Below are 17,666 nucleotides of genomic sequence, written 5' to 3'. Positions count from 1 at the left end.
AATCAATGTTAATTAATTTGTTAAAAACAAAAATACAATTGACCTCTAACATTTGATGATAACTGTAATTTAGATTAGCAAACAATTTTCGAGTCTAGTACACTTATTAGGTTAAGGAAAAACCTTAGAAATAAAATACAAACTAAGTGTTCTCAAATCTCGATTATAGAGTGAATCTTAAAACCGCTTATGAATTATAGTCACGAAGACGAAAACTATCCGCTTACAAGATTTGAATCCATGCTAAAAACAAATGATATTTTGTTTTTCGATTCAAATGAATTTGAAAACATCATTCATTATTATCTCGAAAACGGAAAAATTGCTTTAGCAAAACGTGCTATTAAACTTGGATTAGAACAGCATCCAACGTCTATTAACCTTAGACTATTTCAAGTAGAGATTTTAGTGATTGAAAATAAATTCAATGAAGCAGATGAGATTTTAGACATGCTTCATGAGATAGAGCCTAATAACGAAGAAATTTACATTCAAAAAGCCAATGTGCTTTCTAAACAAGACGAGCATGAAAAAGCGATTAACACACTTTTAATTGCTATAGATATATCTTCAACACCAGAGGACGATTCTGATTTGTATGCCCTAATTGGTATGGAATATTTGTTCCTAGATCAGTTTGAAAATGCTGTGATTTACTTCAAAAAGTGTTTAGAAAGTGATACGTCTGATTATTCTGCATTGCATAATATTGTTTATTGTTATGATTTTTTAGACCAGAATGAAGAAGCTATAAGCTACCTTAATAACTTTTTAGATTCTAATCCTTATTGTGAAGTGGCTTGGCATCAGTTAGGACGTCAGTATTTTACCATAAAAGATTATGCAAAAGCGAATGCAGCTTTCGATTTTGCAATCATCTCTGATGATACTTTTGTTGGTGCTTATATTGAAAAAGGTAAAGTTTTAGAAAAACTAAAACAATATGAAGAAGCTATAGAAAACTACAAAGTTACTTTAGCTCTTGATGAACCTACATCATTCGCTTTACTAAGAATTGGGCATTGTTATGAAAAACTTGGCCAAGATGATTTAGCTGTACAGTTTTTTAATAAAACTATTGAAGATGATGCCTTGTTAGACAAAGGCTGGATTGCTATTACTAAGTTTTACATGAAGCGCTTAGACTACAATAAAGCGTTGAAGTTTATTAAAAAAGCTGTAAATATTGATGGTGAAAATGTATTATACTGGAAACTTTACGCCACTATCAATAAGCGACTAAATTTCTTGGAAGAAGCCGAAATAGGCTATAAACGCACACTAGAACTTGGCAACTATGAACTAGATACGTGGTTAGATCGCTCAGATATTCTAATTGCTTTAGGAGAATATGATGCCTCTATTTATAATCTTATCCAGGCGGCAGAATTTTATCCTGAAAACCCCGAAATTGAGTACAGACTTGGTGGTTTATACTTTACAACACATCAAACTCAAGAAGGACGTTTTCACTTAAAAAATGCTCTAAGGCTAAATATAGATTATAGTTTCATTGTTTCAGAACTCTTTCCTATGCTTAACGATAGGCCAATGATTAAGGCTATAATTTCAGAAGCAAAGAAGACTTCAGACTAAAAAAATCCATACCTTAGCACTTCTTATAAAAAAGGAAATGCAACGACGTTTTTTAGACTATCTTATTATCGCTTTTAAAGGTGTAGCCATGGGAGCTGCTGATGTTGTACCAGGTGTTTCTGGTGGCACTATAGCCTTTATTTCTGGTATTTACGAAGAACTTATTGAAAGCATCGACAAAGTAAATCTTGGTGTTTTTAAAGTATGGAAACAACAAGGTTTTAAAGCTGCCTGGAAATCTATTAATGGCTCATTCCTTTTGGCTTTATTTTCTGGAATTGCTATTAGTATTTTATCTTTAGCAAAACTTATAAAATGGCTTTTACACAATGAGCCTGTATTATTATGGTCGTTCTTTTTTGGACTAGTCTTAGCAAGTATACTCTATATCGCTAAGCAAATAAAAGGTTGGTCTCCAAAAATAATTATAGCCATAATAGCAACTTCTGCCCTCTCCTATTACATTACATTAGCAGAACCATTTGCATCACCAGATAGTCCTTTTTATTTATTATTCTGTGGATTTATTGCCATCATTGCTATGATATTACCAGGTGTTTCAGGTGCATTTATACTTTTAATTTTAGGAGCCTACCAAACTGCAATCGACACTATAAATAATCTAAGAGATGGATTGGTTACAGGTAATATGGAGTTATTTAAAGACGCTTTGTTAAAGTTTCTATTACTAGCTATTGGTGCAGTTGTTGGGTTGAAAGTGTTTTCAAAGGCGCTTAACTGGATGTTTAAGCATCAAAAAAATCTTACGCTTGCTATTTTAACCGGTTTTATGATTGGTTCTCTCAACAAAATTTGGCCATGGAAAAAAGTTTTAAAAACCAGAGTTAATTCCGAGGGAGAAGTAGTGACACTATTAGATCAAAGTATCTTACCTTCAGCTTATGAAGGTAATAACCAAATGCTTTTAGCTATTATTTTTATTGTCGTTGGTTTTGTAGCCATTTTAATTCTAGAGCGTTTAGGAGATCAAAAAAACAAAGTCTAATGCAAAGTACCAGAACTTTTAAGGATCGCGTTTTTTTGGTCATAAAAGGGCTGGCAATGGGAGCTGCCAATAAAGTTCCTGGTGTTTCTGGTGGAGTTGTGGCTTTTGTTGCTGGTTTTTACGAAGAATTTATTTACTCACTTCAGCGTGTTAATAAGACTGCATTTAAACTTCTTTTTAATGGTCGTTTCAAAAGTTTTTATCAATACATCAATGGTAAATTTTTAGGGCTTTTATTCTTAGGAATGGTGGTTAGCTACTTTAGCGTTTCAAAAATTCTAGACTATCTTATTGTTAATTACCAACTCTATGTTTGGAGCGCTTTTTTTGGAATGATTTTGGGTTCTATCTATTACATCAGTAAAGATTTTAAAGGCTGGAACAGCAAAACAATTATCGCTTTAATCCTTGGTGCTGTTGTTGGTATAAGCATTAGTTTTTTAGATCCTGCAAAAGAAAATGACAATCTATGGTTTGTTTTTTTCTGTGGCATTATTAGCGTCTCTGGTATGACACTTCCAGGGTTTTCGGGCTCATTTATTTTAATTTTGCTCGGAAATTATGTCCTTCTTCTAGTGGATTCTGTTAATGCCCTTTACGATACGCTTTCAGACATTTTTACTGGTAATTTTGAGTTTATTAAAAATGAAGCTCGAATTAGAATGCTTAAAGTTCTTGGTATTTTTACTTTAGGCTCTGTAACAGGTTTGGTGACCTTTTCGCACGTATTAAACTACATTTTACACCATTTCAAAAATATTACACTAGCAACTATTGTCGGTTTTATTATTGGATCGCTTGGTGTGGTTTGGCCTTGGAAAGAAACTATCTACAAAACAAATATGGATGGCAGCTATATTTTAGATTCTACTGGTAAACAAGTCATTGCAAATTACAAGCGTTTTTTCCCTGAAGCTACTACCGAAACTTATATTGCAATTGCGTATATTGGCTTAGGAATTCTCATTGTTTTGGGATTAGAATGGTATGGACAACGCACAAGACAAATTAAAGCTTAAATTCGGACTGGTAGGAAAGAACATTTCCTATTCATTTTCAAGAGGGTATTTTGCAGATAAATTTACAAACGAAGGTTTACCACATACTTATGTGAATTTTGATTTAGAATCCATTGAGGAGCTAAAGGAGATCATTGAAAACACGTCAAACTTAAAAGGTCTTAACGTTACCATTCCTTACAAAGAAGAAGTGATTCCGCTACTAGACAAATTGAATAAACGTGCCAAAAAAATAGGTGCCGTTAACACTATAAAATTAAAAAAAGGCAAGCTAATTGGCTATAATACCGATTACTATGGTTTCAAAAATTCATTAAAACCACATTTAAAAAAACATCATAAACGTGCTTTAATTCTGGGTACAGGTGGAGCTTCTAAAGCTATTGCACATGCTTTAAAAAAACTTGATATTGAATATTATTATGTATCACGCACCAAAAAAGAAGGAGTTACCTATACGTATTCTGAATTGACTGAAGACATCATTAGGTCATTTCAAATTATTATAAACTGTACACCAATAGGTACTTTTCCAAATATAAATGAATGCCCTAATATTCCTTATGATGGCATAACAGACAAGCATATTTTGTACGATCTTATTTATAACCCTGAAGAAACCAAATTCCTTAATTGTGGTAAATTAAAAAGAGCCACAATTATTAACGGTTTAGAAATGCTAAAACTACAAGCTGAAAAATCTTGGGAAATCTGGAATAAGTAGTGAGTAGTGATTAGTGATTGGTGATTGGTGATTGGTGATTGGTAATTGGTAATTGGTGAAACTAAATTCGAATAAACTTTTATTCAAAGCCTTCAACATTCTTATTAGCCAACGATTAAATAAATAAACACATCAACGATTAAACAATTACACAAATAAACTTCACCCCTTTATTTCCTTTGTAATTCAACACGTTGTTAGTATCTTTAACCCTTAACAAATATTTCGACATATGTCTGAGAATGATAACCTGCAAGATGCAGACGGAAAAAAAGAAGTAGAGTTACAAAACACTGCTCCGCAAGAAGAATCAACACCACAAGTTGAAGAACATACTGATGTGAAAAATGAAAATGAAACTGCTAAAGCTCCTAACAATGAACCTAAGGTAGACGCTGATGCACATTCAGAAATTGAAGCTTCTAATGCAGAGGACGCAGAAGACGACTCAAATGCAGAGCGTCATGATGTCGAAGAAAAAGATTACCATGCTATGTCTATGCAAGATTTAGCAGAAGAATTAAACAGACTTTTAAAACATCACAAAATTCAGACCATCTCAAAGCAAGTCAATGAAATTAAAGCCGAATTTAATGCCAAATTCAGTGAGCTTTTAGAGGAGAAAAAAGAAGAATTTATAAACGATGGTGGTAACGAAATAGACTTCTACTACACCAACGACACTAAAAAATTATTCAACCAACTTTATAAAGATTACAAACAAAATATAAGTGCCTACTACAAAGAGCGCGAACATAACTTAAAGCAAAATCTCGAAAACAGATTAGCTATTATTGAAGAAATTAAAGGTCTTCTTTCTGTAGAAGAAAACATGGGTACTACCTATAAAACCTTTAAAGAACTTCAAGAAAAATGGCGTAATGCTGGCCCAATACCAAGAGATAAATACAATAATGCCTGGAACACCTACCATCATCATGTAGAGCGTTTTTACGATTTTTTACATCTTAATAACGACTTGCGTGACATGGACTTTAAACACAACTATGATCAAAAATTAAAGATTATAGAACGTGCCGAAGAACTTGCTAAGGATGACAACGTAAACCGTGCTTTTAGAGAGCTGCAGGTATTACATAAACTTTGGAAAGAGGAACTTGGACCTGTAGCCAAAGAACATAGAGAAGACATCTGGGAACGTTTTAGCAATGCCACAAAAACAATACATGATAAGCGCCAAGCTTACTATGCAGATTTAGACAAAGCTTATGAAAAGAATCTTGAAAAGAAAGAAGAAATCATAGCCAAAATACAAGCTATTGCAGATGATAAAGCTAATGCTCATAGTGCTTGGCAAAAGAAAATAAAAGAAGTTGAAGCACTACGTGAAGCATTTTTTAATGCAGGTAAAGTGCCTTTAAAGGTAAACGAAGCTACTTGGGCAAAGTTTAAAGACACGGTACGAAACTTTAATCGCGGTAAAAATAAATTTTATAAAGATTTAAAGAAAGACCAATACGAAAACCTTCAAAAGAAGAAAGAACTTATAAAAATTGCTGAAGAAAACAAAGACAGTGACGACTTTGCAGTTGTTACTCCTTTAATGAAGAAAATTCAAAACGATTGGAAAAAAATTGGTCATGTTCCAAGACGCGATAGCGATAAAATCTGGAAACAGTTTAAAAATGCATGTAACCACTATTTTGACAGAATGCATGCACAACGTAAGGCTGAAAACCAACATTTGTATGATGCGTTTGATAAAAAAGTAAAGCTACTTGATGACTTAAAAGCCATGGAACTAAGTGGTGACAATAAAGCTGATGTAGAAACTTTAAAAACAAAAATTGCCGAATGGAAAGAAGTTGGCTATGTACCACAAAATAAACGCTACATAGATGGTAAATTCTACAAAGCAATAGACGATGCTTTTGATAAGCTAAAAATGGAGAAGTCTAAGTTAGAAATGATAAAATTTGAAAGCAAGCTTGAAAATTTAGCCAACAATGATGATGATACTAGACTTTTAGATAACGAACAAAACTTTATCCGCAAAAAAATTGGTGAAGTAAAATCTGAAATAACGCAGCTTGAAAATAACTTGCAATTTTTCACTAATGTAGATTCTGATAATCCATTGGTAAAAGACGTGCATAAAAACATTGCTAAGCACAAAAAAGAATTAGAAACTTGGAAAGCTAAATTATCTAAGCTTCGTGGAATGTATTCTTAGTTTCTTAACCTCTTTATTAGATAAAAACCAAAACCCATCTGTTACTAACAGATGGGTTTTGTCCTAACTAAACTAAATTAACCTTAATTACAACCGCTTAATAATAATTAAGATTTCCTACTAAGATTATAAAAACGTTTTGCTTTTATACACTTTATTTACGTGGGGAATTTCTGTTTGGATGTTCCATATTTCGTTTTGGGATAATTTTAACATTATCAGATTCTAAAACAAATACAGAATGGCAAACAACTAAAGAGATTTCGCTTCTTCCCAAAAAACATCCATTTCAGATAAGGTCATGTCTTTTAGTGGTTTATTAAGCGCTTTAGATTTACTTTCGAGATACTGAAAGCGTTTTATGAATTTTTTATTGGTACGTTCTAAGGCATTTTCGGGATTAATTTTTAGAAAGCGCGCATAATTAATCATAGAAAACAACACATCGCCAAACTCACTTTCTATAGCATCTTGATTACCTTTTGCTATTTCTGCTTTTAATTCGGCTAGCTCCTCTTCTACTTTTTCAAAAACTTGCTCTGGTTGTTCCCAATCAAAACCAACACCTGCTACTTTATCTTGTATGCGATTGGCTTTTACCATAGCTGGCAGACTTTTGGGTACACCTTCAAGAACACTCTTCTTACCTTCTTTGAGTTTTAATTGCTCCCAATTACGTTTTACGTCTTCCTCGTTTTCAACTTTTACATCACCATAAATGTGAGGATGACGATCTATAAGTTTATCGCAGATACTATTGCATACATCTGCGATATCAAAATTGTCTGTTTCGCTTCCTATTTTAGAATAAAAAACAATATGCAGTAACACATCTCCCAACTCTTTTTTTACCTCATCTAAGTCATTATCTAAAATGGCATCACCAAGCTCGTACACTTCTTCTATGGTGAGATGACGCAACGATTCCATCGTTTGCTTTTTATCCCACGGACATTGCTCTCGCAACTCGTCCATAATTACAAGCAAACGTTCAAAAGCTTTTAGTTGGGCAGTTTTATCCGACATTGTTAATTTATAGCTATATAAAATTCGTCAATTTGAGTGAATTTCATAATTGAAATGAATGAAATTTTTATCGAGAATAAGAATTTCAAACTTTGAAAATGTTCTCGATACAATTCCTCATTCTTCGGAATCACTCGAACTGACGTCTATAATTATTCTTCTTCGTCAGAAGCAGTAACTTCTTCTTCGGTTTCAAGAGATTCTAAAAGGTCGTTCTTGTGTAGTAAGTTATACCATTGAATCACCTTTTTAATGTCTGATGCATAAACACGGTCTTCATCATAATCAGGCAAAACTTCAAAGAAATACTCTTCTAAAGTATCTTTTCCGTCTTTATGGCTAATCGATGTTTGTTCGCCATTCTCTTTGTCCTTAATCTTCTTAAGCACATCTTTTAAAGGCACTTCTTCGGTTAAAGTATAAATAGCAATTTCACTTAAGATACTAATGTTACTGTGTGCTCCTACTGTGATTCTCTTTTTGTCAATTAAAGATTGTACAACAGCACCTGTTCTTGTTTGTGTTACAATTTCGTATAATCCTGGCTTTCCAGAAATAGCTAATATTTTATCTAAGCTCATATATTTTGTATTAACGTTTTTTGCTCATTGCAGGAAAACGCATTTTATAATCTATTCTTATTTTTCCTTTTGAAATATTTGTCAACTTTCCTTTTATCAAACGTTTTTTAAACGACGAGAGTTTGTCGGTAAATAAAATTCCTTCGATATGATCATACTCATGCTGAATAACTCTAGCGATTAAACCATCATATTCTTCAACATGCGTTTCAAAATTTTCATCTTGATATTGAATCTTTATTTTAGGCTTTCTAAATACATCTTCTCTAACATCTGGAATGCTTAAACAACCTTCATTAAAAGCCCATTCATCTCCTTCTTCCTCTAAAATTTGAGCATTAATGAATGTTTTCTTAAAATTCTTCATTTGCTCTCTATCTTTTTCAGATAGATCTTCATCGTCAGAAAAAGGCTCAGTATCTACCAAAAATAAACGGATAGGTAAACCAACTTGTGGTGCAGCTAAACCAACACCATAAGCACCATACATAGTCTCGTACATATTCTCTATCAACTCATTAAGCTTTGGGTAATCTTTATCGATTTCTTTAGCCTTTTTCTTTAATACGGCATCTCCATATGCAACTATCGGTAATATCATAATTTGTTGTTTTCGGGTGCAAAAGTACAATTCTTATTTAAAAATTTGAAGCCAAAAAACTCTGCAAAATTAAGGTTGCACTTATTTCATCTACAAGTGCCTTATTCTTTCTTTGTTTTTTCTTTAGACCACTGTCTATCATAGTTTGAAATGCCATTTTAGAAGTAAAACGTTCATCTACACGCACCACAGGGATTTGTGGAATTTCTTTTTGCAGTTTTTCTAAAAACTTCTGAATATGCACTTCACTCTCTGAAGCAGTGTTATCCATCTGTTTAGGTTCGCCCACAACAAATTTTTCCACATCTTCAGAATTAATATAAGCTTTTAAATACTGAATTAATTCTTTAGTCTCAACAGTTGTTAATCCCGATGCAATAATTTGCATAGGGTCTGTAACTGCTAAACCCGTTCTCTTTGTACCGTAATCTATGGCTAAAATTCTTCCCATTGCTGCAAAGATAGTGTAATAAAAAAACGCTTCTTAATAAAAAAGAAGCGTTTTTAGAATTAGCTATTAATTAAGTCGTTGATTTTATTACCCTCTATAAATAAATCACGTTAATTACATCATTAAGACACCATATCTTTTAAATGGTCACATTTTTTTCAAAAAAAAAGAAAACTCCTCAATTTAAGGGGAGAGGAGTTTTCGTAATTAGCTATTAATTAAATTCTCAGATAAACTTACATGAAATAAATCTACATCGCATTTAATGTTATTGAGACACAGCGTTTTGGATTAAGTCACATTTCTTAGTAAAAATATTTTACCAAGGCTACTTAACACCTTATCTTTGCTGAAATTTTTAACACATGAAACAACTACAAACTGTTATAGAAAATGCCTGGGACGATCGTTCTTTGTTAACCAACCATGTAACCATAGATGCTATAAAAAGTGTTATTGATCTCATTGACGCTGGTACACTCAGAGTAGCAGAACCAACTAAAGATGGCTGGCAAGTAAACGAATGGGTTAAAAAAGCGGTTGTACTCTACTTTCCTATTCAGAAAATGGAAACACACGAGGTTGGTATTTTTGAATATCACGACAAAATACCATTGAAACGCAACTATATGGAAAAAGGCATTAGAGTTGTTCCGCATGCTGTAGCAAGACATGGAGCCTATATCTCTAAAGGTGTTATTATGATGCCAAGTTATGTTAACATTGGCGCTTATGTAGATGAAGGTACAATGGTAGACACCTGGGCAACTGTTGGTAGTTGTGCTCAGATTGGAAAAAATGTACACCTTTCTGGTGGCGTTGGAATTGGTGGTGTTTTAGAACCATTACAAGCTTCACCAGTTATTATTGAAGATGGTGCTTTTATTGGTAGCCGTTGTATTGTTGTAGAAGGAGTACATGTAGAAAAAGAAGCAGTACTTGGTGCTAATGTGGTATTAACTATGAGCACTAAAATTATAGATGTAACAGGTGATCAACCTGTAGAAATGAAAGGTAGAGTGCCTGCGCGTTCAGTAGTAATTCCTGGAAGTTATACTAAGAAATTTGCAGCAGGAGAATACCAAGTACCTTGTGCTTTTATTATTGGAAAACGTAAGGAAAGTACAGATAAGAAAACTTCTTTGAACGATGCTTTACGCGAGTATGATGTAGCGGTTTAAGCAGTTGGCAGTACATAGTCACAGTATTCAATATTCTATATAATTTAATAATAATTAGTTAGCCACAAGTTAAAAAAACTGAAATAGAAAATATAATATGGCAAGAATACCAATCTCAGTTTCAAAAATACTTCAAGAAAGAAAAATTTTTAGAGGACTCAACGAAAATAAATATAGTGAAAGCTTCTTAATTCAAATTGAGGAAAAGAATCAAAAATGGGATTTATCACATATTGCTCATAGAAAAGACTTAATCAAGTTTAGAAATGAGCTAAATGATGTACTTGGATTTAAAGAAATTGCTGAAAAATTCAATTGTTCAATAGAAGAAGCTGAAAAAATCTCTGACTATCAAGAGAGTGAAAAAATTTGCAAAAATTGTCCCCAAAAGAATTTAGTCTGTTTTGATTGTATTTATACTTGCCAAAGTCCTTTAGAGCAAAAACTTTACGTTGCCTTGAAAAACTCAAATATTGATTCCGAATTACAAAGGAGAATACGAAAAGATGGAACAGGATATTCGAAAGAATTTCAAGTTGACAGAAAAACGATTTTGACTTTACCTGATTTTTACATTGAGACTTCCGACAAAAAGATTTGCATATATGCAGATGGACACACTTATCACGAAAGAACTGAATATCAAGCATTACGTGACAGAAATATTGACCGAGAATTACAAAATTTAGGATTTGTTTGTTTGAGGTTTACTGGAAAAGAAATTAGAGAAAAAATTGAAAACGTTATTGAGACTATTAAAAAGTCAATGGAATTAAAGCCAGTACCTAACAACGTATAATCGCAACTACGGCGGATTCGACTACGTCCGAATTCACTCGGAATTGCGCGCGTAAGTACTTAAACGAAAATTATTTTAACTTTAATCCGTAACTTACGATTATACGATACCGTTTCTTAAACTTTGAAAATTCTAATTATACAGCAAAAAATGATTGGCGATGTTTTGGCTTCGAGCATTTTGTTTGAAGCCATTAAACATCACTATCCTGATGCAGAATTGCATTACCTTATAAATACGCACACATTTCCTGTTGTAGATCAAAACCCTCATATAGATAAGGTTCAGTTTTTTACTCCAGAACACGAAAAAAGTAAACTGAAACTTTTTAAGCTTGCTAAACAACTTCGAAAAGAAAATTATGATGTTGTTATAGATGTTTACTCTAAATTATCGAGTAACCTCATTACTTTATTTTCTAAAGCGAAAATTAAAATTTCTATAGATAAAGGCAAAAATAAGTTATTATACACGCATCTATACAAACACAAGGCCAAAGCAGATACTAATGCAGGTTTGGCCATAGAAAATCGACTGCAACTACTGCAGCCTATAGATATAGACAGCAGCAAAATAGTAAGACCCAAAATATATCTTACTAAAGCGGAAGAATCTAAAGCCCAAGCATTTTTAGAATCAAATAACATTGACACTAACAAACCACTATATATGATTGGTGTTTTAGGCAGTGGATCTAACAAAACATATCCGTTTGATTATATGGCTTCTGTAATTGATACAATCGTAACAACTCAACCCGAAAGCCAGATTTTATTCAATTATATACCAAAACAAGAAGCTGATGCAAAAACTATCTTAGATTTGTGCAACCCCAAAACTCAACAGCACATTCATTTTAATATTTTCGGTAAAAGTTTGAGAGATTTTTTAGCCATAACACAGCATTGTGATGCACTAATAGGAAATGAAGGAGGTGCCATAAACATGGCGAAAGCTTTGAACATTCCAACATTTACTATTTTTTCTGCTTGGATAAAAAAAGAAGCTTGGAATATGTTTGATGATGGTATAAAGCACGTTTCGGTTCATCTAAAAGATTATGACAATCAGCCATATTTAGATATAAAGCACCCAAAAGAATTAAAATCTAAAGCTTCCGATTTGTATTTAAAATTTAAACCTTCTCTTTTTGAGGAAGGCTTGGTTAAATTTTTAGAAAGATTATAGGCTTAATCTTTCTTAATACCGAATTCGGTCCACTTTAAATTTTCTTTTTTCACCTTAGCTCTAATGGCTAAATTTCTATCTAAAGATTCTTGTGTTTTATAACCACGTGCATGATCTAGATGCAGACAAATAGCTTTGTAACGTATTTGTTTCGTTTTAATGCCGTTGTTTACCAAACGTTCACCCAATTCCCTATCTGGCCCACCATATTGCATACGTTCGTCATAACCATTGATTGCAATTAAATCAGACTTCCATGCTGAGGAATTACAGTTATTAAATGTAGCACCTGTTGGAGTTACCACATCCAAGAAGTCTGCCAGGCTGTTTTTTACAGAGAGCTTTAGTTTGTTTTTTCCACTCAACTCACCTTGCTCTTTAAGCCATTTAACATCAAAACAACGCTTAGATTTTATATCATCTTCAGCAATAGTTTTGCTAATATCCATTGGAAGTTTACAGTAGCCTCCAGACAAAAAGTAGCCTTTTTCGGCATGTTTAGCATGAGTTTCTACAAAATCTTCACGTGGAATACAATCTCCATCTGTAAATAAAATATAATCGTGCTTAGCCATTACAATGGCTTCATTTAAAATTTTTTGGCGTCTGTACCCTTTGTCTTCATGCCATGCGTGCGTAATTTCTACAGGATAGTCTTGTTTAAACTTATCAATTAAATTTTTGGTTTCTTCTGTAGAACCATCATCTGCTATAATAACATCAAAGTCTTTGTAGGTTTGTACACTATAGCCATACAGCACCTTCTCTAACCAATCGGTTTTATTGTAAGTAGCAATAATGACTGTAATTTTTGGTAACGCCATGAATTTTTTATCTCTTAATACCGAACTTGGTATATGTTGATTTATTTTTTTTTGTTTCTTTTCGAATTTTCAGATTTAAAGTCTCTGCTTCTTCGTTTTTATAAGGTCTTTCGTGACGCAAATGTACGCAAATAGTGCTATACCTCACTTGCTTGAATCTTACACCATTGTTCATCATACGCTCGCCTAATTCCCGATCTTCACCTCCATATTGCATACGTTCATCAAAACCATTTACAGCTAAAATATCGCTTTTGTAACAAGACACATTCATACCATCAAAAGTAGCTTTTGTGGGTGTTAATATATTTAAAAGGTTTGCTTTAACTTTAGACTTAGTTAACTTATTTAGCTTAAAACTTTTGGGTTGACCTTTGATTATAAGCCACTGTTTATCGAAACATTTTTGGCAATCTATGATCTCTTTAGTAATAATTTGAGATATTTTGTCAGATAACTTGAAATACCCTCCTGATAGTGCACAATTCGTTTGCTTCAACTTTAAATGTGTTGCTACAAAATCTTCTCTTGCAATACAATCACCATCTGTAAATATGAGATATTCTGAATTTGAAGCCATAATAGCCTTATTAAGAATTTTGGTTTTCTGAAAGCCTTCATCCTCCTGCCATACATGAGTAACATCAATGCTTGACTGCTTAGAAAACTCATCAATCACAGCCTTTGTTCTCTCATCAGAACCATCATCGGCTATGATTAATTCGAAATTAGGTTCTGTTTGAATACCATAACTATGCAACACCAACGCTAACCATTTTGGCTGGTTGTAAGTGCTTATGATAACTGAAGCCTTTAGTGATGATTTCATTAGCACAAAAATACTATTTTTACAGCAGTGAAATCACAACTATGCTAAAACTCTCTGGTGTTATTATTACCTTTAATGAAGAACGAAATATTGAGCGATGTTTACAATCCTTAGTTAATGTTGTTGACGAAATTGTTGTTGTTGATTCCTACTCTACCGATAATACCAAAGCTATTTGCCTAAAATATAATGTAACTTTTATTGAGCAAAAGTTTTTAGGCTACATAGAGCAAAAGAACTTTGCACTAAACCAAGCTACATACAACCATGTTGTTTCTCTTGATGGTGATGAGGCACTTTCTGATGAACTTCAAAAATCTATAATTGAGCTAAAAAACAACTGGGTTTTTGATGGATATTATGCCAACCGTTATAATAATTTTTGCGGTCAATGGATAAAACACAGCGATTGGTATCCTAACAGAAAATTACGTGTTTTCGACAAAACAAAAGCTAAATGGACAGGGATTAATCCGCATGATAATGTTCAGTTTTATGATAATAAGACCAAAAGTGGACATTTAAAAGGAGACATTCTTCATTGGACGTACCAAACTTATTCTGAATTCAATAAAAAAACCGAACATTTCTCTACAATTGCAGCCAAGGCTTATTATGACAAAGGTAAAACGGCTCCTATCTGGAAAATAGTTTGGAATCCGACTTGGGCATTTTTTAAATCTTATATTTTAAGACTTGGAATTTTAGATGGTTTTAACGGCTTTGTAATCTGTGTACAGACTGCAAACATTACTTTTTTGAAGTACTCGAAGTTGCGTGAGATTTATAAAAAGAAAATTTAGTTTTTCTTTTTTCGCCAGAAATAATACTTCTTTTTAAAAGCCTCTTTTTTCTTAAAACCAGAAGAAAATTTATTAGAAAAAAAGTACATTCTCTCTTTAACCTCTTCGTGCGGTTTATTTATAAGCTTGGCATATTCATCACTTATTATATCTAGCATATAATCTTTTGGAGATAAGCGTGCAAAATTTGCTAATCGCTCATCATACGTTAGCGTTTTAAAGTTCATTCTATTAAGATCTACCAAATAAAAGTCGTAACCAGAATCTGTTTTTTTGATTAAAGTATTTCCTGGTGAATGATCTAAAAAGTGTATGCCTTTTTCGTGTAACTTGAAAGTGAATTGTGTAAACTGCCTAAGGATATTATCGTAATCATCACACTCAGGCTCGTCAATGAGTTTTCTTATGGTAAAATCGTATTCTAATTGCTTACTTATGTAATAGCTTTTTCCAAAAAAAAACAAGGATTTATACTCAATGTAAGCTTCTGGCTTTGGTGTTAAAATTCTGCTTTTTAATAAACGCTCAGCATATAAAAAAGAACGTTCTGCTTTACTTTTTCTAAAAAAACGATAAACAATCTTATTCACCAAATTAGGTACTTTAAACCCTTTGATATTATAGCGTTCACCTTCAATATCAAGAATCTTAATAACGTTTCTGTAACCTGTACCTATAAGTTCTCCATGATGCTCAAAATTATCGAGTGTAGATAAAACAGTGGACTTAGTAAGTTTAGAATCTTTATGAATTTTAATTGTTACAGACATATATTGCTATTAACTTAGTATGCAAAAGTAGCTATTTAATTCTTTAAATTTGCCTGCAACTAATACTACAGCATGTTTAAACATTATCTTATTACGCGTTTTAATCTTAAAAACAAAAACTGGGAAGTTACTAAGAATAACGAAACCTTATTAACGCGCGAGTGGATGAAACACCGTATTGGTCTTTTTAGTAATTTTTGTTTACCATCTGTGGCAAGTCAAACCAACACAAATTTTAAATGGCTATTGTTCTTTGACACAAGTACAGATTCTGATTTTAAGGATGAAATAGAAACTTTACTAAAACCCTACCCTCACTTTAAATCATTCTATATTGACGGTATGGATGCTTTTCATTGTTCCATAAAAGATTATATTACTGAAGACAGTAATGAATCTCCGTATATAATTACCTCTCGTATAGATAATGATGATTGTATTCATAAAGATTATATTGCTTCAATTCAATCTCAATTTAAGTCTCAAGATTTTATGGCAATAGATATATTAAAAGGCTATTCGCTTCAAATTTCACCAGATATAATGTTGGGTAAAAAAGAGCATATTTTTAATCCTTTTATCAGTCTTATTGAAAAAAATGAAGCACCAAAAACAGTTTGGTTTAGCGATCATAATATGTGGAAAAAAGAATCTAGACGTATTGAAGTTGCTAACAAACGTCTTTGGATGTCTATTATTCATGAAAAAAATAAAGTCAATGAATTTGATGGTTATGACAATGTAGATTGGGACGTTATAAAAACTAAGTTTATAGTATCTAAAACTATTGAAGAAAAAATATCTAAAGAGATTATTCCTCATAAAAAATGGCGAAAATTAAGCCTAAAAAATAAGCTCTACGTTAATTATGTTCTTGCTAGTAAAAAGTTTAAAAAAGCCTTAGGACTCTATAAAATAAAGTAACCTTAAAACCTTACTTTTGCTTTGCTAAAAACAATTTAAATGCGGTTAATACAATTTACAGCCTCTAATGGTTGGCGTGGTCACGAACAAAAAATTATCTATTTATACGAAGCTTTTAAAGCAGAGGGTTATGTAGAAGACCAGTGGATTGTTTGCCCTATAGGTTCTGAAGTAGAACGTATTGCTACTGAAAAAGGTATGCAAGTCATTCCGTTTGAATATAAATCTGAATATAGCTTGTCTTATGCAAAAACTTTTAAAAAATTAGCAGAAGAAAAACAAGCATCTGTGATTTTCATACATAGCAGTAAAGCGCATACTATAGCTGTTTTAGCTCATTTTATTTTTAGAATGAAAGTGCCTTTGGTGCTTTGCAGAACACTCATAAAACGTGTAGATACCAATTTCTTTAGAAAATGGAAATACAATTACAAAGACATTAAAAAAATTATTTGTGTCTCTCAACCTGTTGTAGAATCTTTAAAATTTGCTGTTAAGGATCATAGTCGTTTTGCTGTAGTTGGCAGTGTTACTGATATTAACAAATTCAAGAAGCAAGAAGGCACCGGAATATTACATGAGGAATTCAACATTCAAAAAGAATATAAAATTATTGGAAATATTGCTGAATTTACCGGTTTTAAAGACCATTATACTTGGGTAGATACTGTTGAGATATTGGTAAAAGAAAATGCTATTAAAGCCAAATACATTCTTGTTGGTAAAGGAAGTATGGAACAAGACATAAAGAAATATGTTGAAGATAAAGGCTTAACAGAGCACATTATTTTCACAGGTTTTAGAAGAGATGTTCCTGAGATTTTACCTGAATTTGATTTATTCTTATTCACCTCAAACAACGAACCTACAGGAGGTGTATTATTAGAATCTTATGCTTGTAAAGTTCCTATTGTAGCTGCAGATGCTGGTGGTATTTCTGAAGTTATTGTAGATGGTGAAACTGGTCTTTTAGCTGAAGTAGGCAACCCTAAAGATTTTGCAGAAAAGGTAACTTTACTAATGCAAGACAAAGGTTTACAAGATAAATTTACTAAAAACGGATATCAATATTTATTAGATAACTTTACCAAGAAAGTAATTGCAAAGAAAATGTACGACGAATTATCAAAACATCAATTAAAACAATAAA

At 32.5% G+C, this 17,666-nt stretch carries 18 protein-coding genes; 11 read left to right on the top strand and 7 right to left on the bottom strand.

The window, feature by feature from the left end:
- The first annotated feature begins 189 nt into the window (after positions 1 to 189).
- The 5 genes from FC091_RS08260 to FC091_RS08240 all read left to right on the top strand — a co-directional run bounded on the left by FC091_RS08260 (position 190) and on the right by FC091_RS08240 (position 6,539).
- Complete coding sequence (locus FC091_RS08260) at positions 190 to 1,596, top strand: tetratricopeptide repeat protein (RefSeq protein ID WP_138433805.1); 1,407 nt, start codon at positions 190 to 192, stop codon at positions 1,594 to 1,596.
- A 37-nt stretch (positions 1,597 to 1,633) separates the two neighbouring features.
- Entirely contained in the window at positions 1,634 to 2,602 is a 969-nt protein-coding gene (locus FC091_RS08255) for a DUF368 domain-containing protein (protein ID WP_138433804.1), read from the top strand.
- Positions 2,602 to 3,621 carry a DUF368 domain-containing protein gene (locus FC091_RS08250; RefSeq protein WP_138433803.1) on the top strand — a complete coding sequence of 340 codons (1,020 nt, stop codon included), beginning with the start codon at positions 2,602 to 2,604 and terminating at the stop codon, positions 3,619 to 3,621. Before FC091_RS08255 ends, FC091_RS08250 begins: the two co-directional genes overlap by 1 nt.
- A complete protein-coding gene (locus FC091_RS08245; RefSeq protein ID WP_138433802.1) occupies positions 3,590 to 4,345 on the top strand; it encodes a shikimate dehydrogenase family protein in 756 nt (251 codons plus the stop codon). The genes FC091_RS08250 and FC091_RS08245 overlap by 32 nt, the downstream gene beginning before the upstream one ends.
- Positions 4,346 to 4,577: 232 nt before the next feature.
- Positions 4,578 to 6,539 carry a DUF349 domain-containing protein gene (locus FC091_RS08240; RefSeq protein ID WP_138433801.1) on the top strand — a complete coding sequence of 654 codons (1,962 nt, stop codon included), beginning with the start codon at positions 4,578 to 4,580 and terminating at the stop codon, positions 6,537 to 6,539.
- Positions 6,540 to 6,791: 252 nt separating this feature from the next.
- Here FC091_RS08240 and mazG read toward each other — a convergent pair whose 3' ends face one another.
- The 4 genes from mazG to ruvX all read right to left on the bottom strand — a co-directional run bounded on the left by mazG (position 6,792) and on the right by ruvX (position 9,198).
- Positions 6,792 to 7,565 (bottom strand): nucleoside triphosphate pyrophosphohydrolase, encoded by a 774-nt coding sequence (gene mazG, locus FC091_RS08235; RefSeq protein ID WP_138433800.1) that lies wholly within the window; start codon positions 7,563 to 7,565, stop codon positions 6,792 to 6,794.
- A gap of 152 nt (positions 7,566 to 7,717) precedes the next feature.
- The gene (locus FC091_RS08230) at positions 7,718 to 8,146 is read right to left on the bottom strand and encodes a DUF5606 family protein (protein ID WP_138433799.1); all 429 of its coding nucleotides are present in this window, start codon (positions 8,144 to 8,146) and stop codon (positions 7,718 to 7,720) included.
- A gap of 10 nt (positions 8,147 to 8,156) precedes the next feature.
- The gene (gene def, locus FC091_RS08225) at positions 8,157 to 8,747 is read right to left on the bottom strand and encodes a peptide deformylase (protein WP_138433798.1); all 591 of its coding nucleotides are present in this window, start codon (positions 8,745 to 8,747) and stop codon (positions 8,157 to 8,159) included.
- Positions 8,748 to 8,784: 37 nt separating this feature from the next.
- The gene (gene ruvX / locus FC091_RS08220) at positions 8,785 to 9,198 is read right to left on the bottom strand and encodes a Holliday junction resolvase RuvX (protein ID WP_138433797.1); all 414 of its coding nucleotides are present in this window, start codon (positions 9,196 to 9,198) and stop codon (positions 8,785 to 8,787) included.
- A 365-nt stretch (positions 9,199 to 9,563) separates the two neighbouring features.
- Between ruvX and FC091_RS08215 the strand changes: the two genes are divergently transcribed.
- From FC091_RS08215 to FC091_RS08205, 3 genes are all read left to right on the top strand, one after another.
- Positions 9,564 to 10,379 carry a 2,3,4,5-tetrahydropyridine-2,6-dicarboxylate N-succinyltransferase gene (locus tag FC091_RS08215; RefSeq protein WP_138433796.1) on the top strand — a complete coding sequence of 272 codons (816 nt, stop codon included), beginning with the start codon at positions 9,564 to 9,566 and terminating at the stop codon, positions 10,377 to 10,379.
- Positions 10,380 to 10,476: 97 nt separating this feature from the next.
- Positions 10,477 to 11,178, top strand: coding sequence for a DUF559 domain-containing protein (locus tag FC091_RS08210; protein WP_138433795.1), 702 nt, complete (start codon positions 10,477 to 10,479; stop codon positions 11,176 to 11,178).
- Between the two features lie 123 nt (positions 11,179 to 11,301).
- The gene (locus tag FC091_RS08205; protein ID WP_138433794.1) at positions 11,302 to 12,366 is read left to right on the top strand and encodes a glycosyltransferase family 9 protein; all 1,065 of its coding nucleotides are present in this window, start codon (positions 11,302 to 11,304) and stop codon (positions 12,364 to 12,366) included.
- Positions 12,367 to 12,368: 2 nt separating this feature from the next.
- On the opposite strand, the gene FC091_RS08200 is transcribed toward FC091_RS08205, so the two are convergent.
- Together FC091_RS08200 and FC091_RS08195 are read right to left on the bottom strand one after the other, a co-directional pair.
- Positions 12,369 to 13,190, bottom strand: a complete 822-nt coding sequence (locus tag FC091_RS08200) for a glycosyltransferase family 2 protein (RefSeq protein ID WP_138433793.1) — start codon at positions 13,188 to 13,190, stop codon at positions 12,369 to 12,371.
- 7 nt (positions 13,191 to 13,197) lie between these two features.
- The gene (locus FC091_RS08195) at positions 13,198 to 14,019 is read right to left on the bottom strand and encodes a glycosyltransferase family 2 protein (protein ID WP_138433792.1); all 822 of its coding nucleotides are present in this window, start codon (positions 14,017 to 14,019) and stop codon (positions 13,198 to 13,200) included.
- Here FC091_RS08195 and FC091_RS08190 point away from each other — a divergent pair.
- The gene (locus FC091_RS08190; protein WP_246035830.1) at positions 14,010 to 14,822 is read left to right on the top strand and encodes a glycosyltransferase family 2 protein; all 813 of its coding nucleotides are present in this window, start codon (positions 14,010 to 14,012) and stop codon (positions 14,820 to 14,822) included. The two genes, FC091_RS08195 and FC091_RS08190, sit on opposite strands and share 10 nt — an antisense overlap.
- Here the strand turns inward: FC091_RS08190 and FC091_RS08185 are convergent.
- Complete coding sequence (locus FC091_RS08185) at positions 14,819 to 15,592, bottom strand: Kdo domain containing protein (RefSeq protein WP_138433791.1); 774 nt, start codon at positions 15,590 to 15,592, stop codon at positions 14,819 to 14,821. The genes FC091_RS08190 and FC091_RS08185 overlap by 4 nt on opposite strands.
- 72 nt (positions 15,593 to 15,664) lie before the next feature.
- On the opposite strand from FC091_RS08185, the gene FC091_RS08180 reads away from it, so the two are divergent.
- Both FC091_RS08180 and FC091_RS08175 read left to right on the top strand, forming a co-directional pair.
- Positions 15,665 to 16,516: a glycosyltransferase gene (locus FC091_RS08180; RefSeq protein WP_138433790.1), complete on the top strand. Its 852-nt coding sequence runs from the start codon at positions 15,665 to 15,667 to the stop codon at positions 16,514 to 16,516.
- 39 nt (positions 16,517 to 16,555) lie between these two features.
- Complete coding sequence (locus tag FC091_RS08175; protein ID WP_138433789.1) at positions 16,556 to 17,665, top strand: glycosyltransferase family 4 protein; 1,110 nt, start codon at positions 16,556 to 16,558, stop codon at positions 17,663 to 17,665.
- The last annotated feature ends 1 nt before the right edge of the window (position 17,666 follow it).

The organism is Winogradskyella algicola (assembly GCF_005869935.1).
Taxonomy (GTDB): Bacteria; Bacteroidota; Bacteroidia; order Flavobacteriales; family Flavobacteriaceae; genus Winogradskyella; species Winogradskyella algicola.
The sequence above is the reverse complement of the archived record's forward strand: the minus strand, read 5'-3'. Positions and strand labels throughout refer to the sequence as shown.

Coding starts and splice junctions, on each gene's coding strand:
- FC091_RS08260 (WP_138433805.1), top strand. CDS start 190: ATGAATTATAGTCACGAAGACGAAAACTATCCGCTTACAAGATTTGAA.
- FC091_RS08255 (WP_138433804.1), top strand. CDS start 1,634: ATGCAACGACGTTTTTTAGACTATCTTATTATCGCTTTTAAAGGTGTA.
- FC091_RS08250 (WP_138433803.1), top strand. CDS start 2,602: ATGCAAAGTACCAGAACTTTTAAGGATCGCGTTTTTTTGGTCATAAAA.
- FC091_RS08245 (WP_138433802.1), top strand. CDS start 3,590: ATGGACAACGCACAAGACAAATTAAAGCTTAAATTCGGACTGGTAGGA.
- FC091_RS08240 (WP_138433801.1), top strand. CDS start 4,578: ATGTCTGAGAATGATAACCTGCAAGATGCAGACGGAAAAAAAGAAGTA.
- mazG (WP_138433800.1), bottom strand. CDS start 7,565: ATGTCGGATAAAACTGCCCAACTAAAAGCTTTTGAACGTTTGCTTGTA.
- FC091_RS08230 (WP_138433799.1), bottom strand. CDS start 8,146: ATGAGCTTAGATAAAATATTAGCTATTTCTGGAAAGCCAGGATTATAC.
- def (WP_138433798.1), bottom strand. CDS start 8,747: ATGATATTACCGATAGTTGCATATGGAGATGCCGTATTAAAGAAAAAG.
- ruvX (WP_138433797.1), bottom strand. CDS start 9,198: ATGGGAAGAATTTTAGCCATAGATTACGGTACAAAGAGAACGGGTTTA.
- FC091_RS08215 (WP_138433796.1), top strand. CDS start 9,564: ATGAAACAACTACAAACTGTTATAGAAAATGCCTGGGACGATCGTTCT.
- FC091_RS08210 (WP_138433795.1), top strand. CDS start 10,477: ATGGCAAGAATACCAATCTCAGTTTCAAAAATACTTCAAGAAAGAAAA.
- FC091_RS08200 (WP_138433793.1), bottom strand. CDS start 13,190: ATGGCGTTACCAAAAATTACAGTCATTATTGCTACTTACAATAAAACC.
- FC091_RS08190 (WP_246035830.1), top strand. CDS start 14,010: ATGATTTCATTAGCACAAAAATACTATTTTTACAGCAGTGAAATCACA.
- FC091_RS08195 (WP_138433792.1), bottom strand. CDS start 14,019: ATGAAATCATCACTAAAGGCTTCAGTTATCATAAGCACTTACAACCAG.
- FC091_RS08185 (WP_138433791.1), bottom strand. CDS start 15,592: ATGTCTGTAACAATTAAAATTCATAAAGATTCTAAACTTACTAAGTCC.
- FC091_RS08180 (WP_138433790.1), top strand. CDS start 15,665: ATGTTTAAACATTATCTTATTACGCGTTTTAATCTTAAAAACAAAAAC.
- FC091_RS08175 (WP_138433789.1), top strand. CDS start 16,556: ATGCGGTTAATACAATTTACAGCCTCTAATGGTTGGCGTGGTCACGAA.